This window comes from Microvirga antarctica, assembly GCF_017921815.1.
Classification (GTDB): Bacteria; Pseudomonadota; Alphaproteobacteria; order Rhizobiales; family Beijerinckiaceae; genus Microvirga; species Microvirga antarctica.
In genome coordinates this window covers 356,676-380,497 of record NZ_JAGEMM010000002.1, presented here as the reverse complement: position 1 = coordinate 380,497, position 23,822 = coordinate 356,676, and the positions used below count along the sequence as shown (strand labels likewise).

Genomic DNA, 23,822 nt, shown 5'->3' with positions numbered 1-23,822 from the left:
ACGATCGCCCACGGTGGCAAAGGATTGCTGTTGACCGCACCCATGACTGAGATGCCCATCAGCCCCGTCTCAAAGCGCGTCATGAACCTGTCGCATCTTGTCCGGCAGGCGGCCCGTCGCTTCGGCCAAGAAATTGGATTCGTGTGGGGCGAGACAACCTGGACCTGGTTGGATCTCGACCGGCGCATCAACGCGATGGCGTCGGTCCTCCTGTCGCGCGGCGTGAGCAAGGGCGATCGGGTTCTTGTGCAGGCCAGAAACAGCAATCAGCTTTTCGAGTCGATGTTCGCCTGTTTTCGCATCGGCGCGGTCTGGGTCCCGACGAATTTCAGGCAGACGCCAGCCGAGGTCGCGTTCCTGGCACAGGCGAGCGGAGCGTCAGCGCTCATTTGCCAGAACGATTTCCCCGACCATGTGGCGGCCGTTCGCGCCGCCCTTCCCGATCTGCGTTTCGTCATCTCGATCGGCGAGTCCACTTTCGGCGGCGATTACGATGGGCTTGTCAGGGAGGCGCTCGGTCAATCCGTGCCGGACGCGTCCGTCGCCTATGACGATCCGTGCTGGTTTTTCTTCACCTCGGGCACCACCGGTCGCCCGAAAGGCGCGATCCTTACTCACGGGCAATTGGCGTTCGTGATCACGAACCATCTGAGCGACCTCATGCCCGGCACGACGCAGGCCGACGCGTCCCTGGTGGTCGCGCCCCTGTCGCATGGGGCCGGCATCCATCAACTCGTCCAGACCGCGCGCGGGGCCAAGACCGTGTTGATGACGAGCGAGAAATTCGATCCTGCGGAGGCCTGGGCGCTCGTCGAACGGTGGCGGATCACCAACATGTTCACGGTGCCGACGATCGTGAAAATCCTCACCGAGCATCCCTCCGTGGACACGCACGACCATCGTTCGCTGCGCTATGTGATTTACGCCGGCGCGCCCATGTATCGTGAGGATCAGAAACATGCGTTGAGGAAACTCGGCAAGGTCCTGGTGCAATATTTCGGCCTCGGGGAAGTCACCGGAAACATCACCGTGCTGCCACCTGACATGCATGAGATCGAGGATCACGACGACCTGAGGCGCGGGACCTGCGGGTATGAACGCACCGGCATGCAGGTCTCCATTCAGGACAGTTCCGGCCGCGAGGTCGGTGCTGGCGAGACAGGCGAGATCTGCGTGTGCGGCCCCGCCGTCTTCGCCGGCTATTACAGAAATCCGGACGCCAATGCCAAGGCCTTCCGGGAGGGCTGGTTCCGGACCGGGGATCTCGGCCACATGGACCAGGAGGGATTCCTCTTCATCACTGGACGCGCCTCCGACATGTACATCTCCGGCGGGTCCAATGTGTATCCGCGCGAAACGGAAGAGACGTTGCTCGAGCACCCGGCCATCGCGGAGGTCGCGATCCTTGGCGTTCCTGACAGAACCTGGGGCGAGGTGGGCGTCGCAGTCTGTGTTCTGCGACCGGAAGCAACACTCGACGAACCCGGCCTGCTCGCCTGGATGGACGGCCGGGTTGCCCGTTACAAATGTCCGAAGCGCGTGTTCTTTTGGGATGCGTTGCCGAAATCGGGCTACGGCAAGATCACGAAGCTCGCCATCCGCGCGGAACTCGAAGCCCGCGGCAACCTGCCCCTCGAGACTGCCCCTTGAAGCCGCTCCCGCCCTATCGGACGATGAGGCGTGCGGTTCACAACGACCTAAACCGGAGAAAGCCATGATGACGCGCGCCATCCGCATGGAGACCCATGGCGGCCCCGAGGTGCTGCAATTGCGCGAGGTCGACATCGGTTCGCCTGACGCGGGACAGGTCCTCGTGGGCCAGACCGCCTGCGGGGTCAACTTCCTCGACGTGTATCATCGCACCGGCGCCTACCCGCTTCCCTTGCCCGGCGGCTGCGGGAGTGAGGCTGCCGGAACCGTCGAGGCCGTCGGGGCGGGCGTGACGGCTTTCAGCATTGGCGATCGTGTCGCCTATCAGGGTGGAGAGCCCGGTTCCTACGCGCAAAAGCGCATCCTTCCCGCTGCCCGGCTGGTGAAGGTCCCGGACGGCGTCACCGACGAGCAGGCCGCCGCCGTCCTCCTGAAAGGCATGACGGTCGAGTATCTGCTGAACCGGTGCGTGGACCTGAAAAGCGGTGATTTCGCCCTGATGTACGCGGCCGCGGGAGGGGTCGGTCTGCTCGCGGGGCAATGGGCAAAGCATCGCGGCATTCGGCTGATCGGCGTTGCAGCGGGCGCTGCCAAATGCGCGAAGGCGCTCGCCAACGGCTACGAGGTGGTCATCGACCGCAACAGTGAGGACGTCCTCGCGCGCATCCGCGAGATCACGGGCGGAAAGGGGGTACCCGTCGTGTTCGACTCGATCGGCAAGGCGACCTTCACGACCTCGATCGACTGCCTTGCTCCGCGCGGAATCCTTGTGTCCTTCGGCGCCACGTCCGGTCCGCCGCCGCCCGTCGAGGCCTCCCTGTTGCAGAAGAAAGGGTCGCTGTATTTCACCCGCCCCACCCTTGCCACCTATGCCGTTTCCCCAGAGGAATATGCAGCATCGTCCGGGGAAGTGTTCGCCATGGTGGCCAACTTTGCGCTCAGACCGGAGATCGGTCAGCGCTACCCGCTCGCAGACGCCGCGAAGGCCCACGAGGACCTCGAGGCGGGGCGCACCAGCGGCTCCACAATCCTGATCCCGTAAAGCACCTGCCGGTGCCCCGCCGGATGAGGCGGGACACCGGATGGGGTCAGGCTATCGCAGGCAGCACGGCCTCGATCTCGGCGCGTCGCTTCTCAAGGAAGGCGGGAAGCTTCAGGGCTTGCCCGAGCGCGTCAGCCGCCTCGTCGACCGCAAAGCCAGGATCATCGGTGGCAATCTCGAACAGCAGACCGCCCGGCTCGCGGAAATACACGGCCCGGAAATAGTCGCGGTTCTTCGGCTCGGTTGCGACGATCCCGTGATTTCGGGCCAGTTTCTCAACCATCTCGGTCTGCACGGCATCGCTTGCGGCCCGGAACGCCACATGGTGAACCGTCCCGGCCCCGGGGCGTCCTTTGAGAAAGCCCCCGGCTTCGCGCAGATCGACGATGCCGCCGAGGGCGGTGTCGCCTGACGCGAACCGCACGAGCGATCCTTCCCGCGCAACTTCCTTGAAGCCCAGCACATCCGTCAGGATCGCTCCCGTCGGTGCTGCTTCAGCCACCAGAAGACTGACGGAATGGAATCCCCTGATCGCAGCCTCTGCCGGAATGTCGGACCCGTTCCAGAACGGCGCATCGTCGATGCCGGCAATGCCGACCACGGCGAGGCGGGTTCCGTCAGGGTCTTTGAAGGACAAGACTGTCTCGCCGAACCGCTTCTCGGGCGCCTCGTGCAACACGCCCTTCTCCACAAACCGGTGCGTCCAGAATCCAATCGAAGCCTGCGGCACGCGGAACACCGTCTCCTGCGTCTCGCCCACACCGAGACGACCCGGTGCGGCATGTTCCCAGGGGAAAAACGTGAGGATCGTCCCAGGCTGCCCTGCCGCATCCCCATAATAGAGATGGTAGGTGCTCGGATCGTCGAAATTGACCGTTTTCTTGACGAGCCGGAGTCCAAGGACCTGCGTGTAGAAGTCCAGATTCCGGCTCGCCGGTCCCGCAATCGCCGTGACGTGATGAATGCCGTGCTGACGCATGATCCTGTTCCTCGATGGGGCGAGAGCCGCCCTGTGTGGCGCTCAAGATAAGCCTGCGGGCAATCCACGCCAGAGGCAGGTCAATGCATTCACGCAAAGTCAAAAGCGCGTTTCGGCTGATGGGAGTGCGTCTGAGGCGAAAACAGAATCGGCGGACGCACACATTCCCGTCCCCGGAATCGGCCCGACGATTGATCGCCGCCCTGCGCCTCGAGGCGTGTTTCACGCACGCCAGTCCCCCCTTGGGACGGGCGCATGATTCCGGCCATCCAATATCAGCGGAGAGCCGGCCCATATCTCGGCTCCACAACCCCACCCTCTACAGGCGCATCGGGGCGCTCATCTCTCTCCAGAGCAAGCCCACTTACCCGTCTGGATTATAGCCAGCGGGTGGCGTGAGACGGTAGGCCTGAAGGATCGTAACGTGTTTCGGAGGCGCCGCGGAATGGATCTCGAGGACGATATGAAGCCGTATCCCCGTTGGCTGCCATTCGCCATTGTGGCCATCGTCGTGGCGGGCGCCGTCTACGGGTTCCGAATGATGGGGGCCTAGCGTTCGTGCAGACAGGATAGCGCCCCGGATCGGGGCGCTATCGAAGTGTCACAGAATGCGCAGTGTCAGAGAACGAAGAAGTCGGTCGAGGCGACAGTCTTGGGAGCACCCATGAGGGTCGCGATATGGACCTGCGCAGCCGCACCGGTCCCGTCGGAATCGTAGTAAATTGCGCCGGTGTTGTCGTCGTAGATGATCCGGTCGCTCATGGACGTGGCGGTATTGCCGATGTGAAACGCCGAGGTTGGGACGACGCCCTTGCCGAGTCCGAGGAAGACAGAGCTCGCAAGCTCGATTTTGTCCGAGCCGTGAGTGAAATCCTTGATCTTGTCGAGATTGGCGCTCAGCGGCGAGGCATTGATCACGAACGTGTCCTTGCCCTTGCCGCCCGTCATGATGTCGTGGCCCTTGCCGCCCACGAGGCGATCGTTACCGTCGCCACCATAAAGGATGTCGTTGCCGGTGCCGCCAAGGATGGTGTCATGGTCGGCCCCGCCGAGCAGGCGATCATTGCCCGCATCGCCGCGCAGAACATCCCTGCCAGCCCCGCCGAAGAGAACGTCCTTGCCGCTGCCGCCGAACAGGCGGTCGCTGCCACTGCCGCCTTCGAGCCGATCGTGACCGGCCGAACCGTAGAGGTAATCATTGCCGCCCTGGCCCAGAAGAGTGTCATTACCGGCCCCGCCGACAAGCCGATCGTGGCCAGCACCGCCGTCAATTCTGTCGTTTCCACCCAAGCCGTAGAGAGTGTCCCTGCCGGAATACCCGTTCAGGTGGTCATCACCGGGCGTGCCGGTGAGGTGATCGTCAGTGCTCTTGCCATTCTGGACGGAGCGGGCGACCGGTGCCGCCACGGAGGGCTCGGACGTTGCGCTGAACGCACCTGCGCCGACGCGGATACTCAGGTCCTTGAAGCTCACCGCCGTCGTTTCGGAAGCCGATGAGCGGTAGACGCCTTCTTTCCAGTAGGTCTGGGTCTGGTCCGTGTAGCCGAGCGCACCGTTATAGTCGACGATCTTGACGCCATCGCGCCAGATATCGGCGCTGCCGTTGCCGCTGGCATCCAGCTTGATGTTCAGCTTCATCGTATACCATTTGCCCCGGACGATATCCTGGCTGTCCTGGTACAGGTCGCGATAGACGATGTTGCTGCTGGATCCGGACTTGCCGGAAATCGCCATCTTGTCGTTGCCGTTAAACTTAATCTCGACGGGGGGCGTGACGCCCATTCCGGAGTGCAACTGGCCGACGACCATCCACTTAGCCGTGTTCTTGGTGCCAGGTTCGATCATGAACTTGTATTCGACGCTGATTTCCTGCCGCATGCCGTAGCGGGCGGAATCGCTCATTTCAGCGCGTTCGACGCCTTGAATGTCAGTGTAATAACTGCTGGTGAACTGGTCGCCCTTGCGAACTTCGAAACGAACCGTGTTGTTGTCGGTCGACGTGAAGCTCCAGGATTTTTCGCCAGCGATATAAAATTGCCTGCCAAGATAAGAAATCGGTGTGTTGTCGTTGAGGTTCTCGAGAAACTGCGAAGGCAAAATAGCCATATTTTAGAATCCATTCAGTTTTCGCGTGGTCAAGTATTGCCGTTAAATACGCATTACAAATACACTCAGAAACCGTCGGATGGACGATCTATAACTAAAAAATACGGCGATTGACCGCGAGATGTTGCGTTTAGTCTAGCGCAGCCTACGAATAGACACTGCCCCATGCTTTAGTCTTGTCTTCCGATGCCAGTTATTTACCAATCCCTGCCAGTTAACTTGGCTTTGCCAAACCAAGGAGATCAGCTGAATTCGGCACACGGTTACGCAAGGTTACAAAGAAACAAAAAGAGCGCGGACTGAGCTTTTGAAAGAACGATGGTTGGCCCTCCGGGGAGGAGAGCGGTGGAATTCAAGCCGCAAGATTGCCGGGGAGACAACAAATACGGCCTACCTCTGAAGAGCTTAACAATGGGGCGAGAAAATGGCCATATGGCAAAGCTTAAGATTTTGCAAAAATTCTTCGTTTGAGCCGAAAAATTTCTCAACTGCCTCTGCGGCAGATCACGGCCGAACCCACCATCGCGCCGAGGCGCAGCCTTCGGCAGTCTGAGGCTACGCTTGTGCTGCGCCGCACACCAAGAGCAGAATAACCCCTGTGTGGGAATTGCCCTAACGTCAGCCACGTGATTTATCCCCCGAAACTTCTGCATCGGGGACCCCATGGCGACGATCACCTGGAAGGCATCTTACGGCCTCGCGCTGAAAGACCTCAACTTCGCAAGCCTCTATTACGGCAGCAAGTATGTTCGGTCCTCCGGCACCTTCGCAGTCCACTACGACCTCGACAAGCTCGGGTACTTTCGCGACGAGTTCCGTGGGTCTGGGTTCACTTACGATGCGGCGGGCATTCCGATCGCCGGCACGGTGAAGAGCTACACCTTCGTCCTCGATGGCAAGGCCCTTGGGATCGTATCAGGCATCGCGGCGCCAGTGACTTCGATCGTGAAGGCTGCGAGGTCCAAATCCACCAGCGACGACATGGCCGTGTACCGCCTCGCCTTGGCGGGTGACGACACGATCACGGGCGGGCGCGCCAGTGACCTGCTTGAGGGCTTCGCCGGCAAGGACAAACTCCAGGGCGGAATAGGGTCCGACAAGCTCTTCGGGGGCGCCGGGGCCGATAGCTTCGTCTACAAGTCGATCCGCGACAGCACGGTCGACTTCGCCGGCCGCGATCGGATCCAGGATTTTTCACGGAGCGAGAAGGACAAGATCGATCTCTCCGGAATCGACGCCAATCTCGAACGCGCCGGCAATCAGGCCTTCACGTTCCTCGGAACGGGCGCCTTCCACCAGACAAAGGGCGAACTACGCTACGAGAAGGCCGGCGGCCAGACCCACGTGTACGGCGATGTGAATGGCGACGGGGTGGCCGATTTCGCGGTGACGTCGAAAGGCTATGTGACGTTGGCGAAAGGCGATTTCTTTCTCTAGATCGCCCGTGGCCTCCAACTGACTTGCGCACGAGTGACGCCTGGGCCAGGAATGAGATTCCCCACTTAGCCGCAGAAAGAGAATTTTGTTCTCTTTGCGCGTTAGAAATGAGGCAACTTACCTTATCAGAACGCGCGCTCTTGCCAAACCGGAGAATTCTTTTCTACATCGACACAATCAACCGATGTGGAGAGCGACATGGACCGCCGTCACTTCCTGACACTATGCGGGGCAATTGCCGCCATGCCGCTGTTGGGCGCGAGCCCCTGGGCGCAGGGTGCCGTCAAGGCCCGCGTCGGCGTCATTCCGGTTCTGGGTGCCGCCCCGCTTTTCGTTGCCGAAAAGGAAGGTTACCTCAAGGAGGGCGGCCTCGAGATCGGTGTCACGACGTTCGAGTCGGGTCCGAACATGATCCAGGCGCTGGCCTCCGGCACCATCGACATCTACGTGGCCGGCGTTGCGCCTTTGGCCGTCGCCCGTTCCAAGGGAATCGACGTCCGGGTCGTTGCCGCAACGGCCGTGGCTGAAAACGTGTTCGTGGCGACCCCGAAGCTTGCCAAATACTTCACGCCGGGCACAAGCCCTGCTGCTGCCTTCAAGGCCTATCGGACGGCGGAAGGCAAACCTGCGCGGGTGGCGACGCAGCCCCCCGGCTCGGTTCCGAATACCACCTTGCAGTACTGGCTGTGGGAGACCGCCAAGATCGAAAAGGCCGACGTGGAGGTGATCTCCATGGGAATCGACGCGACGCAGCAAGCCGTCCTCGCCGGCGCTGTCGAGGGCGCCTCGATTCGCGAGCCGGCCGTCTCGATCGTCATGGGGCGCAATCCCGCCATCAAGCTCGTGGCGCTCGGCGACGAGATGTTCCCAGGCCAGCCGGGAACGGTGGTCGCCGTCGCCGGCGCATTCGCCGACAAGAACCCGGCTGCCGTGCAAACCCTTGTCAACGCTCTGGTGAGGGCGGCAGCCCTTATCGAGGCAGCGCCCGACCGCGCCGCGCCCGCCATCGAGGCGGCCCTCGGCAAGGGGATCGTCGACACCGCCACCATTCGCACCGCCCTCGCCTCCCCGGCCACCAGGTTCATCGTCGATCCCCGAGCCATCATCGAGCCGGCGCGCGCCATGCAGAGCTATCAGGTCAAGCTTGGATCGCTGGAGAAGGAACTCCCCTTCGACGGGCTGTTCGACACCCGCTTTTACGAGCGCGCCCTGAAGGGTGGCTGAGCGCCCCGATGCGCAGCCTCACTCTGGCGTTTCTCGGGCTCCTGGCCTTTCTGGGTCTGTGGGAGCTTGTCCCACGGCTCGGCCTCGTCAATGCGGCCCTGCTTTCCGTGCCGAGCGTTCTTCCGGCTGCTTTCCTGAAGGAGTTGGCAAGCGGCGAATGGGCGAAGGCGGTGTCCAGCAGTCTTTCCCATTATCTCATGGGCCTCTCGGTCGGGGCGGGGCTCGGGGTGGGCCTGGGCATTCTGACGGGGATGTATCCGGATGCGGAATCGTTCACTGCCTGGATCGTGCGGGTTCTGCGGCCGGTCCCAGGGCTCGCCTGGGTCCCGTTCGCGATCCTGTGGTTCGGGGTCAGCACCGGCGCCGCGGTTTTCATCATCACCATGGGCGTGTTCTGGATCGTGTATTTTGCCGCCCACGGAGCGGTTCGCGCGGTCGATCGCGACCTGATCGAGGTTGCTGAGGCCTTCGGCTTTCATTCCGGTCTCCAGCGCCTCCAGAAGATCCTCCTGCCCGCCGCGACGCCCGGGATTCTTGTCGGACTTCGAACCGCCCTCGGGCAGGCCTGGATGGCGGTCGTGGCAGCCGAGATCTTCGGCGTAGCCGGCCTCGGCCAGCGGATGATGCAGGCATCGAGCCTCCTCGCGACCGACGTGGTGGTGGTCTACATGCTGACGATGGCGGCGCTCTACGGACTTCTCGACACGGCCTTTGTGGCCTTGCAAGGAAGGCTGCTCAGATGGCGAGCGTAATCGAGATCAGGGACCTGTCGCTGACCTTCGAGCGCGACGGCGAGCGCACCGCCGTGCTGGAACATCTGGACCTGACAGTCGAGCGGGGCGAGTTCCTCGCCATCGTCGGTCCTTCCGGCGTCGGCAAGTCGACTCTCCTGCGTGTGTTGGCGGGACTCGCCACGTCCAGCTCGGGCACAGTGACAATCACGCCGACCGAAAGCGTCCGGCGGGCCGTGGCGCTGGTTTTCCAGGATTCGCGGCTTCTGCCATGGCGACGGGTGAGTGACAACGTGTCTTTCGGCCTGGAGCATGGCGGCCTGTCGCAGCGCGAGCGCAGGGCTGCGGCCGATGCGTGCCTCGATCTGGTGGGGCTGAGCGCCTTGTCGGAGCGCTGGCCGCACCAGTTGTCGGGCGGCCAGCGACAGCGGGTGTCGCTCGCGCGCGCACTGGCCGTCGAACCGGAGGTGCTTCTGATGGACGAACCCTTCTCCGCCCTCGACGCCATCACGCGGGAAGGCCTGCAGGACGAGCTGATCCGGGTCTGGCAGGCGACGGGCAAAACCGTCCTTTTCGTCACCCACGATATCGAGGAGGCGACCTATCTGGCCGACCGGGTGATCGTGCTGTCGGGCGCTCCGGGGCGCATCAGCGCCGCCTTTCCGGTCGAAACTGCCAGACCGCGCCATCGCCAGGACCCCGCCCTCTTCGACACCGCCAGGGCGCTGCGCGCCGGGCTGACCTCCGACATCGTCACGGATGGCGGCATGATCTGAGAGAGGCGGTCCCCCGCCGCCCCTCGCGAAGTCGTGCAGAGACCGAGCGACCGGAATGTGAAATGGGGGCGATCTGCTCTATGTTCCGGGCGGACCCGTTCGGCCGCCATGAGACCGCATCTCCGCATGCAAGCCCCGCTCTTTCTCACATCAATCCGCAGGATCCGCCTGCGGGAAATTCGGCTCGTCTCCGGGCTGGTACTGGGCCTGTTTCTGGTCACCCACTTCTCCAACCACGCGCTGGGCCTGATCTCGCTCGAGGCGATGGAGACCGGCCGCGCCGTGTTCAATCTGCTTTGGCGGAGCTGGCTGGGGACGGTGCTGCTCTATGGCGCGCTTTCTGGCCATTTCCTGCTCGCCCTCGTTGCCCTGTTCCGCAGGCGGACATTGCGGATGCCGGTAAGGGAGGCCGTCCAACTGGCCTTCGGCCTCGCCCTCCCCTTTCTGCTCATCCCGCATGTGGTCGGCACCCGGGTGGACTTCGCCCTCACGGGCCGCGGGGTCGGCTACGCGGATGTGGTTCGCAATCTGTGGATCCTGTCGCCTGATCTCGGGCTTAAACAAACCGTCGCGCTGGTCATCGCCTGGCTGCATTTTTGCGTCGGGCTTTATTTCTGGCTGCGCAACAAGGCCTGGTTCGCCCGAGTCGGGCTGACGCTTTATTCAGCAGCCCTTCTTGTTCCGGTCCTGGCTCTGCTCGGTTTTGCCGAAGCCGGTCGCGCGCTTTCGGAGGATCCTCTGAGGTATCCGGAGACGCCCATGATCCCCGGTGCCGAACAGGTGCTACCGGTTGTGCGGGACAGCCTGTTCGTGGCCATTTCGCTTTCGATCGCGGCGGTACTGGCGGCTCGCATGCTGCGCTATTACCTGCGCCGCTCCAGACGGGTCCAGGTGACCTATCCGGGCGGTCGCACGATCACCATCCTCCAAGGCTTCAGCGTCCTCGAAGGAAGCCGGCAGGCCGGCATCCCGCACCAATCCGTCTGCGGCGGGCGGGGACGCTGTTCGACCTGCCGCGTCCGCGTGATCGAAGGCCTGAGCGAGCAGCCGTCACCGACGCCGCAGGAGCGCGCGACGCTGGCCCGGATCGATGCGGGGCCCAACATTCGCCTGGCCTGTCAGCTGCGCCCGAGCCACGACCTGACCATCGCGCCGGTCCTGTCGGCGAACCGCCTCGGGCCGGTCCTGCTTGCCAGCGGCAGCCCGGCGGCGCGCGGCCGCGAGCGCGACCTCGCGGTGCTGTTCTGCGATCTGCGGGGATTCACGCGTCTCACGGAACATCGCCTGCCATACGACACGGTCTTTCTCCTCAACAGTTACTTCGAGGTTGTCGGACAGGCGGTGGAAAGTGCTGGCGGGCACCTCGACAAGTTCATCGGCGATGGGGCGCTTGCACTGTTCGGCCTGACCGACACGCCGGACGTCGCCTCGCGACAGGCCTTCGATGCCGCGCTGCGCATCTTCGAGGGCGTGCGCCACCTCAATGAGACCTACGCCAGCGAACTCGACCAACCGCTCCGTCTGGCGTTGAGCCTTCATGTGGGGCCTGCCATCGCAGGCGAAATGGGTTATGGCCACGCCATGGGCCTCACGGCGGTGGGAGACACCATCAATGCCGGCAGTCGTCTCGAAAACCTCGCCAAGGAATTGGATGCGGAACTCGTGATCTCGGCAGAGCTTGCGGCCCGTGCGGGCCTCGATCTGACGGCGCATGAGCGGCGGACGGTGAAGATCCGCGGCCGCAATCAGCCGATCGACGCCTGGATCATCACACAGGTCGGCGACATGACGGGAGCGGCAAGCATGTCAAATCGCGCGTTCAGGACGCCCTGATCGCGCATTTGCGTGAGATCGCTCGGGAACCTTAGCCGCTCCAAACCATTGTCCGGTTCTACAATGCTTATAAGGAGCCAAAAATAATGCGCCGTACCCTTATCGCTCTCGCTGCGACCTCCATGTTTGCCGGAGCGGCAATCGCCCAAACGGCCATCACCGTTCAGCCTGAGACCTTCGTCGTCGCCAAGCCGACCGACGTTCTCACGCACAACCTCATTGGCCTCAACGTCGTGAACGACGCCAACGACAAGATCGGCGAGATCAAGGATCTCATCCTGTCGCAGGGCGACCTGACTGGCTACATCGTCTCCGTCGGCGGTTTCCTCGGCATGGGCGAGCGCAACGTCATCGTGCGTCCGAATGCCGTGAAGGTCACCTATGTCGAAAACGACAAGAAGTGGCATGCTGTCATGAACGCGACGAAGGATCAGCTCAAGGCTGCGCCCGAGTTCAAGTACGACGGCAAGTGGAAGCGCTAAGCGCGCCCTTCACTCTTCACGCAAGCGGGTCCTTCGGGACCCGTTTGTCGTTTCAGCTGGCCCTGAGATACGCGTCAACCATGAGCGTGCCGGTGGTTGCGCGCTCCACATGGATGCCCACTCCGTAGGCGTCCTCGATCGCCCCGCCGTCGAGCACCTCGTGGGGCGAACCGTCGGCTACGATCACGCCGCTGTCGAGGAGCAGAAAGCGGTCGGCGAAGCGGCTCGCGAGCGACAGATCGTGCAGCGCCACGAGCGTGACGATGTTCCGCGCGATCGTGACCTTTCGGACCAGTTCCATCACCTCCAGCTGGCGTCGCAGATCGAGCGCACTCGTGGGCTCATCCAGCAACAGCACCTGCGGCTCGCGGACAAAGGCCTGCGCGGTCGCGACAAGCTGCTGCTGCCCGCCTGACAGATCCGTTACGTGCCGGTCAGACAGATGGTCGATACCGAGTTCACACAGGATCGTTTCGACGCGCGCGAGATCGTCTGGTGTCGTGCGCCCGCCGCGCCCGCTCTTGCGCGCCAGCAGCACGAGGTCGAAGACTGTGAGCGCGGCGCGGATGGCCACATGCTGCGACAGGAAGAAGACCGTCTCGTGCCGACGTCTCTGCGGGAGCGTTGCAAGGTCGGTTCCATCGAGCGAGAGGGAACCGCGCCGGGGCAACCTCAGGCCGGCGATCAACCGGAAGAGCGAGGACTTGCCGACGCCATTGGGCCCGACCACCGCGGTGATGGTTCCACGCCGCAGACCTGTCGCGCCGAGGCCCCGAAACAGGGGGACTTTGCCATAGCCGAAATGAATGTCGTTGATCGCGAGACTCATCACCAGTTTTCCCGTCGCACGGACATCACGAGGCTGAGGAAGAACGGCACGCCCACCAGCGCCGTGATGATTCCGATGGGATAGATGATGCCCGGTGTGATGGCCTTGGAGAGTGTCGAGGCGACGGACAGGATGACCGCGCCGGAGGCCGCCGAGACGGGAAGAAAATAGCGCTGATCTTCGCCTACCAGCAGGCGGGCGATGTGCGGGCCGACCAGTCCGATAAAGCCGATGGTCCCCACGAACGCTACGGCGGTCGAGGCCAGCAGCGAGATGCAGGCCAGCATCTCCAGCCGCAACCGGGCGACCGGGATGCCGAGGCTCGCGGCGCGGTCGTCTCCCATGGTGAGCGCGGTGAGCATCCAGCTGCGGCGCATGCAGATGGGAACAATCACCGCCAACAACCCGGCGCAGACCGCGATCTTGGTCCAAGTAGCGCGCGCCAGTGAGCCCATCATCCAGAAAATGATCTGCTGGAGCTGGGTTTCAGAGGCCTGATACTGGATGAAGGCGAGCAGCGCGTTGAAGGTGAAGAACAGCGCGATGCCGACCAGGATGAACGTTTCGATGGTCACGCCGCGCATGCGGGTGAACAGGAACAGGATGATCGAGGTGGCGAGCGCGAAGACAAACGCGTTGGCTGTCACCAGAAACGCGCCGGCGAAAGGCACAAGCCCGATCCCCGTGCCGATGGCGAGCGCTGCGCCAAAACTCGCGGCCGACGAGATGCCGAGGGTGAAGGGATCGGCCAGGGGATTGTTGAGGATCGTCTGCATCTGCGCTCCTGCAACACCGAGCATCGCGCCGACGAGTACGGCCATGACGGCCACCGGCAAGCGGACATTCCAGACGATGACGTCGACCTTCGGTCCCTGCGATCCTGGATCGACAATAGCCGACAGGACCTGCAGGAGACTGAAGTTTCCAGGTCCCACCGCAACGTCTGTGATCAGGGCCGCAAGAAGCACTGCAAGCGCTCCCGCCACGATTGCGACTTTGCGGGCGGCGCGGCGGCGATACCGGATTCCCGCGCCGTCCATCGTCAGGTCTGCCATTGAAAGCCCCATGCCGGGCTGGCGCGAGCCGGTGAGGACTCGCGCCACGCGACTACTTGAGTTCGGTCCAGAACACGCCCGTCAACGCGATGGGAAGGAACTGCTTGTGCATGTCGTCGAACGTCGCCTTCGGATCGAGATCCTTGAACGCGTCCGGATGGAGCCACTTGGCGAGCGCCTGAATGGCCACGAAGTGATACGGGCTCTGATAGAACTGATGATATATGGCCATCACGCGCTTGTTCTTGACGGCAGACGTTTCCTTGAAGCCGGGACGCTCGATGAGACCCTTGATCTGCTCCTGCGCGGACGCCTCCTTGGTCTCGTAGCCCAGCCACACAGCCTTGTTGCCGGGGTTTGAATTCGACCAGTTGGCGCCCGTCATGAGCAGGAAGGCCGGATCGTCGACAACGATCTTCTCGGGATTGACGAGACCGCCTGCGCCCGAGAAGAATTTGGAACCCCAGTTGAGGCCGCCCGCTTCCGCGACGAATTCGCCGAAGTTGAAATTGCCGAAGGTACGGCAGCACGCCGTCGGATCGAGACCGGCGGCCTGTTCGGCGAAGACCAGCGGGCGCTCGTTCTGCTTCAGCTTCGAGGTCACGTTGTAGACCCGCCGCATCTGCTGGAGATAATAATCGACGAAGGCCTGTGCCTGCTCCTGCCGGTCGAACACGCGCCCGAGCAGCAGCATGCTTGGCACGGTGTTCTGGGTCGGCCGCTCACGAAAATCGATGAAGATCGTCGGGATGCCAGCCTTGGCGAGGTTGTCGACGATGCCGGTCTCGTTGGCCTTGTCCAGGAACCCGAGCGAGAGGATGACCAGATCGGCGTTAAGCGAGATCGCCTTCTCGACACTGAAGTCACTGGACGCCAGCGCACCGACCTGCGTGACGGCTTTGGCCTCCGGCACCTTGGCCAGGTATTGATGCCAGCTGTCAGGATCGAACTTCTCGAGATCGTCGCCGATCGCCGCGAGCTGCGCGAAGGGCTTGTCCTTATTGAGGACGACGGTCGCATAGAAGAGACGGCCTTCTCCGAGAATGGCGTGCTGGACACCCTTCTTGACGGAAACAGTCCGACCCGCAAGGTCCGTCACCTTGATCATCTCGTCCGCAGCCTGCGCGGGGAGTGCCGCCGCAAGCGACGGCATCGCAAGCGCGCAGGCAACGGCAAGATGGCGCGACAGGCGGGTCAGGTGCGACCACGGTCGCTGATCGGTCAAACGGACGTTCGGCATGTCAATCCTCAATCGGTGGGTTAAAGGCCCAGCGTTGAAAGAAATCCTTCAAGCCAGAGAAGGACTCTCGGGTTTGCGGGCGGCGATCGCAAAACGATCCTGGCTTGCACGCTCTAGTCGTTGGCGCAGGCGCATGTTGCGGCCCTGCCCCCGATGAATGGCGGTGAGATCGCGGTCGACGACAATGTCGGTAAAGCCCGCGGCAGAAAGAAGCGCCACGATGCGGTCCGCTTCCGCGCCTTGCGAGAAATAGACCTGCGAGACGATGCGATCGTGAGTGGCGCGGTCGATGACGTGGCCTGTTGCACCCTTCTGGAAACGCCCGACAAGCCGCGCCATCGCGCGCAGCCATGCTGCCTTGAGGGTGCGCGGGACCGGCGTATCCGCGTCCACGATGAGAAGGCGGCCGCCGGGCTTGAGCACGCGAAACCATTCGGCGAACGCCACGTCGGGATTGACGAGGGTCCAGACCAGATGCCGGTTCACGAGGGCGTCATAGGTCGCGTCCGGCTCGAGTGTCTGCTCAGCATCGCCGAGCACGAAACGGATGGGCGCGCCCTTGCGGGCAATCTTGTCCCGCGCGCGGGCGAGCATCGGTTCGGCGAAGTCGATTCCGGTGACGGAAAATCCGATGTCATGAAGCAGCAGCGAGATGACCCCGGTTCCGCTCGCCACATCGAGCACCTGGCGCCCCTGCCCGGCGCCGAGGTGGCGACGGAACAACGCATGCCAGCCAGTGCGTTCTTCCTCGTTGAAAATCTCGTGGCCAGGTGAAAGGTCGAACGTTTCCGAACGCTTGCCCCAGTACTCGCGAATATCGTCTTTGACAGTGTGATTCAGGGCCACGTTCGAACTCATCGACAACACCAATTCCATGCCGGCGACCGAGCGTATAGATATGTATTCGGGCGATGTCACGCCAAAAAATGCGCCTTATATCAAGTTTTACTTTTAGATTGTTCTAATTAAAATGTAGCGACGCAATCGAAGATTCGCGATTACTTTGGAAGCTTTCGAAACTGCGCATGACAGATGGCGCCAGGGCGTCACCGTGCCGAGGCCGCAGCGACTGTGCGACAGGCGATGTCACGGGATGACTTGTGTGGGGCAAGCCCTACAATGAGGGGCATCGGCCGCAGAGCCGCCTGGAGTCATCCGCACCATGACGACCGAACTCACGCTTCTCGCCTGGACGCTCGTCCTCGCTCTCGTTCAGATCGGGCTGACAGCCATGCTGCGAACGAAGGAGACCGGCAGCGCGTATAATGCCGGTCCGCGGGATGAGCCCGGCCCGCCTGTCGGCCCGCTGACGGGGCGCATGCAACGGGCGCAGCGCAACCTCTTCGAGACGCTCCCGCTCTTTGCGGCCGCTATCTTGATCGCGCACGTGGCCGATCGCGACGGAACGCTGACGCGGTGGGGCGCGATGTTGTATTTCTGGTCCCGCGTCGCTTACGTGCCGCTCTACGCCTTCGGTGTTCCCTATATCCGCTCGCTCGTCTGGATGGTCGGGCTCGGCGGCACCATCATGGTGATCTGCGCCACCCTGCTGCCAACCTGAGCGCCGATCAGGCCGCAGTCTCAATCGCGAGTGCGGCAGGACAGCGGTCAAGCACCCACGCTCTGGCCGCCCGCACCTGCTCTCCGACCAGAACATGCTCGAGATAGATTGTCTGGCGCGCAGGGTCAGCGCCGGCAGCAACCCGATAGACATGGGTAAACGTGCCGGCCGACCGGTGGACGACGATGTACAGGGACGATGGCTCTGTCCGTCGCCCAGCTCGCGACCAGTCCATATTGGCCACGAAGATCGACATGTCACTCGTCGCAACAGTCAGGTGCCGTGCAGGGGGGCCGTTCGCGCTCATCGCTTCACACTCCGTACGAAAGAGGCGCGCTGACGAGGTGGCTGTGTTCCGTTTCGTTGCCGGTCGGGCCACATCCTTCCTTTCGGAAGCGCCACCTTGCTCGGACAGCAGGTTGGCGTTGGACGTCAGCCCAACTCTTGATGTGCGGCCTTGATATCCCGTCGACGCCGGCGATTCAAGACAGAATGCGACTACTCGGCTTCAGCCGGACAGGGCCAGGAACTGGGTGCCGTCAACCCTGCCGGGAGTTTGGTCGTGCCGTCACCGCAGGCGATATCGATCTGCGCCTGAGTCAGCCCCTTGGCCTTCGCCAGGTTCGCGCCGGCGAATTGGGTCAGGAAAACATAAGATCGCGTCAGGTCCACGGCGTCGAGATCGGCACCTGCGAGATTGGCCCGCGAGAGGTTCGAGAGGCTGAAATTCACCCCGCCGAGTTTTGCTTTGGCAAAGCCCGCGCGAGCGAGTTCAGCCCGCGACATATCGGCCCCGGTCAGGTCGGCGCTGCTGAAATCCGACCGGTTCATCTCCGACTTGCCGAGATTGGCGCCCGCAAGGTTGGCCTGAACGAAGGATGACCGACTCATATCGGCGCTGTGGAAATTGGCCTTGGCCAGATTGGCCTTGGTAAAATTGGCCCGCCAGCCGATCGCCTTGGTGAAATCCGCATCCGAGAGAACCGCCCCCTCGAATCGGGTGCGCGTGACCTCCGTCTCGTTGAGCTTTGCGCCCACCATGGAGGAACCGGCGAAATCGCTCGCGCTCAGGGCGGCCTTGGTCAGCACGCTGCCCGAAAAGTCGTCGCCGGCGAGCATCAGGCGCGCCTTCGAGCACCCCGTCCAGTTGATGTTGGGGCCGGGGTTATCGGAACAGCCGGCATACGCACCACTCGTCATGAGGACGCCGATCGCGCAGGTCCCGAGGAGCAGCCAAGGCCCTCTCATGCGGCTTTCGGCCTGCGGGGAGCTCTTACACAGCATGATACGACCTCGCTCTCAGCATCACTGTCCCTTGGAATGTGGTGCCAGGGCCCGCAGCAGGGAAGGCCCGACTGCTCATTTGCGGTTCAGAGGGCAAAAAAAGGCCCCGACGACGAGCGGCGGGGCCAGGTTCTCTCCTCGTACCATTCCCCAGCTGCCACTGAAAAATCGCAGTGAATGAGTGCATTTTGGAAACCCTCGGTCAAGAACACACTGTATCTATTGGTAAATATGATTAAATCAAACCGTACTGATATTAGGTTTCATTTCACATTTTGTTAGCGCTGTTGCCAAAGAGCCATATCAAAGCGCGTGACGTTTGGGTAAGTTGGGATCTCTGAAAACACGAACAAGGGAAACTCCCATGCGCTCTACTCTCCTCAGCCTGCTCGCCGGTACGGCAGCCCTGGCGATTGCTGCATCCGCTGCCCAGGCTGCGGACCTGCCGTCGCGTTACGCTCCTCCTCCGATGGTCGCCGCTATCCCCGTCTTCACCTGGACGGGCTTCTACGTCGGTGTGAACGCTGGTTACGGCTGGAACACGAGCAACAATAACAACGCATTCTACAATGGCGTTGGCTATTATGGCAGCAGCAGCAACGACGGCGGCTTCGTCGGCGGCGGTCAGGTCGGCTACAACTACCAGATGGGTCAGTTCGTCCTCGGTCTCGAGACGGACATCCAGTACGCTGACATCGGCGGCGGCAACAACAACTACGCCTTCAACGGCATCTATGGCGGCAACGGCGGCAGCGATGGCTACTTCGGCACCGTGCGCGCTCGCGCTGGTTTTGCCATTGACCGCGCTCTCATCTACGTGACCGGCGGTTTCGCTTACGGCGACGTTGGCACCACCGCTTCTAACTTCGGCTACTCGAGCAACAGCAGCACGAACACCGGCTGGGTTCTCGGCGGCGGCGTGGAATACGCCTTCACCAACAACCTGACTGCCAAGATCGAAGGTCTGTACGTCAACCTCGGCAGCAAGAACGATTACGGCTACGCCGGTGTCGCTCCGATCGCCGTCTACGACTACAGCAAGAAGGACAACGAGTTCGGCGTCATCCGCGCCGGCCTGAACTACAAGTTCAGCTCGTACTAAGATCTCGCGATCAACGAAAAGGCCCGGTGGAAACACCGGGCCTTTTTTCATGGCGTCCGCACGACAAGGGCTTTTCCCGCGCCGGCCTCGACATGGCGAGCCCTCCAATTCCATAATCCGTCGCACCAGAAGGATATCGTCCATGCGCAGGCTGATCGCACCGCCCGCTCTCGTTCTGATCGCGCTCTCACTGTCCGGCTGCAACACCGGGGCTCCGCAGGGCGTTCTGCCCCGCACGTCGGTCCCGCCGCCGCCCTCGCTGGCCGGCCCCGATTCGCGACGCAATTCCGCCTCGGCGGAAAAAGCAGCCGCAACCCAGCGCCGCCCTGTCAGCGTGCCCAGCACCTTGTCCACACCAGCGCCCGCTGAGAGCACCATTCAGCCGGTCATGACCGGCAGTGGCGTGGGTGCAGGGTTCAAATTCTGACGGTTGAGCCGTATCCCAATAGCGCGGATCTCATCGGTGATCAGGGCGGGCATAACAGCCCGTCCTTCGGGGGAGACACCGCCAGGGCACGTCAGGGCGCGACCATCAGGGCGGCACCGTCGCGCGCGACGATCCGGCCGGCTTTCATGACCAGTTTGCGCGGCCTGCGACTGACGATGGCTTCAGCCAGCGTTTCGCCGTCGAGCAGAACGAGATCCGCACGGGAGCCGGGTGCCAAACCGTAGTTTTCCAGCCCCATCATCCGCGCTCCGCCCCACGTGCAGGTATCAAGCGCCATCGCGACCTCGTCGTCGCGGCGAAGATTGTTGCGCAAGCCGACGAATACCGCGCGCTCGAGCATGTCGGCATTGCCGTAGGGCCCCCATGTATCGCGCACGCCGTCCGAACCCGCCGCCACCACAACGCCCGCATCCATCAGTCGCTTGACCGGCGGGACCGCCTTGAACGACGGCGCCGTGGTCAGAATGTGCACCCTCGCCTCTGCCAAAGCGTCGATCAGCAGACCCACCTGATCCTGCTCGGGCATCCCGAGGCAGAACGCATGGCTGATCGTCACGCGGCCCTGCAGGCCCAGCGCTCTGGTGCGCTCGATGATCAATTCCATCGAGAAAGCGCCGAGTTCGCCGGTTTCATGGAGATGAATGTCGACCGGGCGGCCGTATCGGTCGGCGAGGCCGAAGATGACGTCCAGATGCCCCTTCGGATCACGATCAATGGCGGACGGGTCGAGGCCACCGACGACCTGCGCCCCGAGTTTCAGCGCTTCCTCCATCAACGTCGCGGTTCCCGGGCGAATCAGCATGCCGCTCTGCGGGAAGGCGACGACCTCGATGTCCACGATGTCGCGCAGGCGCTCGCTCGTCTCAAGGACGCCCTCGATCCCGGCAAGGCCCATATCCGTGTCCACATCCACGTGCGAACGGATATGCGTCGAACCCAGCGAGGCCGACAGTAACGCCTGCCGCATGGACTGGCGGGCCGGCTCAATCCCCAGCAGCCGCTTCTGCGCGCGCTCGTTGTCGATCTTGTCCACAAGCCGGGGGCCCACATCGTTGCGGTACCAGGGCATGCCGAGCAGGGTCTTGTCGAGGTGGGTATGCGCCTCCACCAGGCCGGGGATCAGAATCGCCCCGTCGCCGTCGATCGATCGGGCGTCCTCGGGAGCATGGTCCCCATAAGCCACGATGGCCCCGTCGCGGATGGTGACCGACGTCGCATCGCCACCCATCGGCCGGACATTCGTCAGGAAGACCTCTTCGCTCATCTGTCATGCCCCTGTTTGTCGCGATGCCGGTGCCGCCCGACGGCGAAAGTTGGCATATCGGCGGACAATTATCGTATACAGCCGTGAACACAATTCATAGAACGGATTGGGCTTTTGTGCGAGATCGAAATGCATGCAAGATGGTGGAAACCGTTCCTCGCGTCCTCGGACCCGGTGCCCATGGCCCTCAATGCGCTCAAGACCAGTAAAATCCCCCGCAGCGATGCGGTTTATTTCGGCCTGCGACGGGCGATTATTGAACAGGCCCTGATGCCGGGCGACAAGATGACCGAAGACGTGATCGGCGATCGATTCGGCGTCAGCCGGACCATCGTCCGCACGGCCCTTGCCCGCCTTCATGCGGAAGGGCTGGTTGATCTTCAACCCAACAAGGGCGCGGCCATCGCCCAGCCCAGCCTGTCCGAGGCGCATGACATCTTCGAGGCCCGCATGTGCCTCGAGCGGCAGGTGTTGACCCGCCTCGCCGCCAAGGTCACTGACCGCGACATCGCCCTGCTCGAAAAGCACATCGCGCTCGAGCGCAAGGCGAGCCCTGCCGACGGGCCCGCCTCGATCCGGCTTGCGGGGGAGTTTCATATCCTGCTGGCCGACCTTTCCGGCAATACGGTGCTGGCGCGGTTTGTCGACGAGGTGGTGTCGCGCTGTTCGCTCATTCTCGCCCTGTACGGCAGGCCGCATTCGTCCGATTGCTCCCTGACCGAGCATGAGCAGATCATCGAGGCCCTGCGACAGCGCGACGGGGCCGGCGCCGTCGCCAGCATGGACCATCATCTCCACGCCGTAACCGAGCGGGCGCTGCTGTCCTCCACCGCCGACCGGCATCGCGACATCCGGTCGATCCTTGATCATTACGCAAAGTAATATCGAGTTGCGACAGTGCATGGACGATATCGCGCCGGCTCTAATTTACCCGTGAAGAGGCCCGATTAGTCGCGCTCAACTCTATCGGTCGGCGGGACTTCTGGAATACTCTCCGGGCTGGACTGCCGCAGAGGCCCGCGCAGAATCTTGCTTGGATCACGCCTCAATGTGCCCGATTGTGCATGCGGGAGCGTTGACGGCGAAATTTCTGTATGCAAGTTTTGCGTTGATTGTATCCAATAACAACGAACCAGAAGGCTCGTGGAGGTTCTTCATGACGATCAAGCTTGCCGCCACCCTGTCCGTCGCGCTCGGCGCCCTGATGGGGCTCTCGGCCGAGGCCAAGACCCTGCGCTGGTCTTCGCCGACCGACATCACGACGCTCGATCCGTATGCTCACACGGAAAGCTTCACGACGAGCATGCTGCACCATGTCTTCGACCCTCTGGTGCGCCGCGGCCGCACCCTTGAGCTCGAGCCGGCACTTGCGGTGAGTTGGAAGAACGTTAAGCCGGACACGTGGCGCTTCGAACTGCGTCGCAACGTGAAATTCCACAACGGCAATCCGTTTACGGCCGACGATGTGGTGGCGTCCTTCGCCCGCTTGCTCGACCCCGGCGCGCGGGCGCGGGGCAACATCGCGAACGTGCTGCGCGCCGAAAAGGTGGATGACTTCACGGTCGACATCGTCACCAAGGGCCCCTACCCGCTTCTGCTCAACGATCTCGCGGGCGTCTACATCCTCGACAAGGAGTGGATGGAGGCCAACGGCGCCCTGAAGCCGGGCAACATCGCCACCGGCGTCACCACCGCAGCCTCGACCACCGCCATCGGCACCGGCCCGTTCAAGGTCGAATCCTACAAGCCGGATTCGGGCACGAATTTCGTCGTCAATCCCGATTGGTGGGATAAGCCGCAGCACAACCTGACGCGGATCGAGTTCAAGCCGGTCAAGTCCGACGCCACCCGCGTCGCGGCGCTTCTGTCCGGCGAACTCGACCTCATCGCGCCGGCGCCCCTGCAGGATCTGGCGCGCATCGGCAATGCCCCGGGCTTCAAGGTGATCGAGGAGCCGTCGTTGCGCCTCATCATGCTGTCGCTCAACTTCCGCCCCGAATTGAAGGCGATGCCGGGTCAGAAGAACCCGCTGCTCGACCCCAAGGTCCGCCAGGCAATGTGGCATGCGATCGACATGGAGACGATCAAGAAGCGCGTGATGCGCGACAAGTCCCGCAACACCGGCACCCTCGTGGCGCCCCCGGTGCCCGGCTATGCCAAGGAGAACGACACGGTTCTGGCCTATGACGGCGCCAAGGCGAAGGCTCTGCTGGCGGAGGCGGGTTATCCCAACGGCTTCAAGGTGAAGCTCAACTGCCCGAACGACCGCTACATCAACGACGAGCAGACCTGCGTGGCGCTGGCCGCCATGTGGACGCGGGCGGGCATCCAGGCCGACCTGCAGACCGAGTCGCGCGCGACCTATTTTCCGCGCCAGGATCGCGGCGAGTTCGACGTGTCGATGGTCGGCTGGGCGACACTCCCGCCCATGGACGGCTTCAGCGTGCTGTCGGCCCTGCTGACGGCGCAGAAGGACGGCTATGGCGGCTCGAACTCCAGCACCTATGAGAACGCCCGCATCGAAGCCCTGACCCGTCAGGCGGCCTCCGAGCTCGACGAGCCGAAGCGCCGCGCCATGCTGGTCGAGGCGCTGAAGGTCGCGCATGACGACGTCGCCTATATCCCGCTTCACCAGCAGCCGCTGGCATGGGCGGCGCGCGACAACATCGACGTGCCCCAGTTCCCGGACGAATACGTCCGTCTCTGGTTCGCGACCGTCAAATAGACCCGCTTCGGGAAAGACGCGGCCCGCTTCATGACGAGGCGGGCCGCAGGTGAG

General features: G+C 62.8%; 22 protein-coding genes and 1 riboswitch. Of the genes, 13 read left to right on the top strand and 9 right to left on the bottom strand.

Annotated features, from left to right (window positions below):
• The first annotated feature begins 42 nt into the window (after positions 1 to 42).
• Positions 43 to 1,650, top strand: coding sequence for an acyl-CoA synthetase (locus tag J4G32_RS09130; protein ID WP_210491177.1), 1,608 nt, complete (start codon positions 43 to 45; stop codon positions 1,648 to 1,650).
• A 67-nt stretch (positions 1,651 to 1,717) separates the two neighbouring features.
• On the top strand, positions 1,718 to 2,692 hold the full coding sequence (locus J4G32_RS09125) for a quinone oxidoreductase family protein (RefSeq protein WP_210491172.1): 975 nt from the start codon (positions 1,718 to 1,720) through the stop codon (positions 2,690 to 2,692).
• 46 nt (positions 2,693 to 2,738) lie between these two features.
• Here the strand turns inward: J4G32_RS09125 and J4G32_RS09120 are convergent, their stop codons facing one another.
• Both J4G32_RS09120 and J4G32_RS21960 read right to left on the bottom strand, forming a co-directional pair.
• The gene (locus J4G32_RS09120) at positions 2,739 to 3,671 is read right to left on the bottom strand and encodes a ring-cleaving dioxygenase (RefSeq protein ID WP_210485985.1); all 933 of its coding nucleotides are present in this window, start codon (positions 3,669 to 3,671) and stop codon (positions 2,739 to 2,741) included.
• Between the two features lie 618 nt (positions 3,672 to 4,289).
• Complete coding sequence (locus J4G32_RS21960) at positions 4,290 to 5,777, bottom strand: heparin lyase I family protein (RefSeq protein WP_281413543.1); 1,488 nt, start codon at positions 5,775 to 5,777, stop codon at positions 4,290 to 4,292.
• A 663-nt stretch (positions 5,778 to 6,440) separates the two neighbouring features.
• Here J4G32_RS21960 and J4G32_RS09110 point away from each other — a divergent pair.
• The 6 genes from J4G32_RS09110 (at position 6,441) to J4G32_RS09085 (ending at position 12,260) form a co-directional block, all read left to right on the top strand.
• Entirely contained in the window at positions 6,441 to 7,214 is a 774-nt protein-coding gene (locus J4G32_RS09110; RefSeq protein ID WP_246504929.1) for a M10 family metallopeptidase C-terminal domain-containing protein, read from the top strand.
• A 198-nt stretch (positions 7,215 to 7,412) separates the two neighbouring features.
• Positions 7,413 to 8,438, top strand: a complete 1,026-nt coding sequence (locus J4G32_RS09105; RefSeq protein WP_210485983.1) for an ABC transporter substrate-binding protein — start codon at positions 7,413 to 7,415, stop codon at positions 8,436 to 8,438.
• Positions 8,439 to 8,446: 8 nt separating this feature from the next.
• Positions 8,447 to 9,190 (top strand): ABC transporter permease, encoded by a 744-nt coding sequence (locus J4G32_RS09100; protein ID WP_210485981.1) that lies wholly within the window; start codon positions 8,447 to 8,449, stop codon positions 9,188 to 9,190.
• Positions 9,178 to 9,945, top strand: a complete 768-nt coding sequence (locus tag J4G32_RS09095) for an ABC transporter ATP-binding protein (RefSeq protein WP_210485979.1) — start codon at positions 9,178 to 9,180, stop codon at positions 9,943 to 9,945. Before J4G32_RS09100 ends, J4G32_RS09095 begins: the two co-directional genes overlap by 13 nt.
• A 108-nt stretch (positions 9,946 to 10,053) precedes the next feature.
• A complete protein-coding gene (locus tag J4G32_RS09090) occupies positions 10,054 to 11,778 on the top strand; it encodes an adenylate/guanylate cyclase domain-containing protein (protein ID WP_281413542.1) in 1,725 nt (574 codons plus the stop codon).
• 86 nt (positions 11,779 to 11,864) lie between these two features.
• Positions 11,865 to 12,260, top strand: coding sequence for a PRC-barrel domain-containing protein (locus tag J4G32_RS09085; RefSeq protein ID WP_210485977.1), 396 nt, complete (start codon positions 11,865 to 11,867; stop codon positions 12,258 to 12,260).
• 52 nt (positions 12,261 to 12,312) lie between these two features.
• Here J4G32_RS09085 and J4G32_RS09080 read toward each other — a convergent pair whose 3' ends face one another.
• Genes J4G32_RS09080 through J4G32_RS09065 form a run of 4 tightly spaced genes read right to left on the bottom strand, consistent with a single transcriptional unit; the run spans position 12,313 to position 16,242 of the window.
• Positions 12,313 to 13,089 carry an ABC transporter ATP-binding protein gene (locus tag J4G32_RS09080; protein ID WP_210485975.1) on the bottom strand — a complete coding sequence of 259 codons (777 nt, stop codon included), beginning with the start codon at positions 13,087 to 13,089 and terminating at the stop codon, positions 12,313 to 12,315.
• Positions 13,089 to 14,144, bottom strand: a complete 1,056-nt coding sequence (locus tag J4G32_RS09075) for a FecCD family ABC transporter permease (protein WP_246504928.1) — start codon at positions 14,142 to 14,144, stop codon at positions 13,089 to 13,091. Before J4G32_RS09075 ends, J4G32_RS09080 begins: the two co-directional genes overlap by 1 nt.
• A 52-nt stretch (positions 14,145 to 14,196) precedes the next feature.
• On the bottom strand, positions 14,197 to 15,384 hold the full coding sequence (locus J4G32_RS09070; protein WP_210485973.1) for an ABC transporter substrate-binding protein: 1,188 nt from the start codon (positions 15,382 to 15,384) through the stop codon (positions 14,197 to 14,199).
• A gap of 48 nt (positions 15,385 to 15,432) precedes the next feature.
• A complete protein-coding gene (locus J4G32_RS09065; protein WP_425515504.1) occupies positions 15,433 to 16,242 on the bottom strand; it encodes a class I SAM-dependent methyltransferase in 810 nt (269 codons plus the stop codon).
• 304 nt (positions 16,243 to 16,546) lie between these two features.
• On the opposite strand from J4G32_RS09065, the gene J4G32_RS09060 reads away from it, so the two are divergent.
• Positions 16,547 to 16,945: an MAPEG family protein gene (locus J4G32_RS09060; protein WP_210485971.1), complete on the top strand. Its 399-nt coding sequence runs from the start codon at positions 16,547 to 16,549 to the stop codon at positions 16,943 to 16,945.
• Positions 16,946 to 16,952: 7 nt separating this feature from the next.
• Here the strand turns inward: J4G32_RS09060 and J4G32_RS09055 are convergent, their stop codons facing one another.
• Positions 16,953 to 17,252, bottom strand: coding sequence for a hypothetical protein (locus J4G32_RS09055; RefSeq protein ID WP_210485967.1), 300 nt, complete (start codon positions 17,250 to 17,252; stop codon positions 16,953 to 16,955).
• Between the two features lie 42 nt (positions 17,253 to 17,294).
• A riboswitch (SAM-I-IV-variant riboswitch) is annotated at positions 17,295 to 17,401 on the bottom strand.
• 42 nt (positions 17,402 to 17,443) lie between these two features.
• Positions 17,444 to 18,193, bottom strand: coding sequence for a pentapeptide repeat-containing protein (locus J4G32_RS09050; protein ID WP_210485965.1), 750 nt, complete (start codon positions 18,191 to 18,193; stop codon positions 17,444 to 17,446).
• 400 nt (positions 18,194 to 18,593) lie between these two features.
• Between J4G32_RS09050 and J4G32_RS09045 the strand changes: the two genes are divergently transcribed.
• Complete coding sequence (locus tag J4G32_RS09045) at positions 18,594 to 19,331, top strand: outer membrane protein (RefSeq protein WP_210485963.1); 738 nt, start codon at positions 18,594 to 18,596, stop codon at positions 19,329 to 19,331.
• A 142-nt stretch (positions 19,332 to 19,473) separates the two neighbouring features.
• The gene (locus J4G32_RS09040) at positions 19,474 to 19,758 is read left to right on the top strand and encodes a hypothetical protein (RefSeq protein WP_210485961.1); all 285 of its coding nucleotides are present in this window, start codon (positions 19,474 to 19,476) and stop codon (positions 19,756 to 19,758) included.
• A 91-nt stretch (positions 19,759 to 19,849) separates the two neighbouring features.
• Here the strand turns inward: J4G32_RS09040 and J4G32_RS09035 are convergent, their stop codons facing one another.
• Positions 19,850 to 21,043 carry an amidohydrolase family protein gene (locus J4G32_RS09035; RefSeq protein ID WP_210485959.1) on the bottom strand — a complete coding sequence of 398 codons (1,194 nt, stop codon included), beginning with the start codon at positions 21,041 to 21,043 and terminating at the stop codon, positions 19,850 to 19,852.
• 129 nt (positions 21,044 to 21,172) lie between these two features.
• Between J4G32_RS09035 and J4G32_RS09030 the strand changes: the two genes are divergently transcribed.
• Both J4G32_RS09030 and J4G32_RS09025 read left to right on the top strand, forming a co-directional pair.
• Positions 21,173 to 21,925, top strand: a complete 753-nt coding sequence (locus J4G32_RS09030) for a GntR family transcriptional regulator (protein WP_246504927.1) — start codon at positions 21,173 to 21,175, stop codon at positions 21,923 to 21,925.
• 274 nt (positions 21,926 to 22,199) lie between these two features.
• A complete protein-coding gene (locus J4G32_RS09025) occupies positions 22,200 to 23,768 on the top strand; it encodes an ABC transporter substrate-binding protein (RefSeq protein WP_210485957.1) in 1,569 nt (522 codons plus the stop codon).
• Positions 23,769 to 23,822 lie beyond the last annotated feature (54 nt).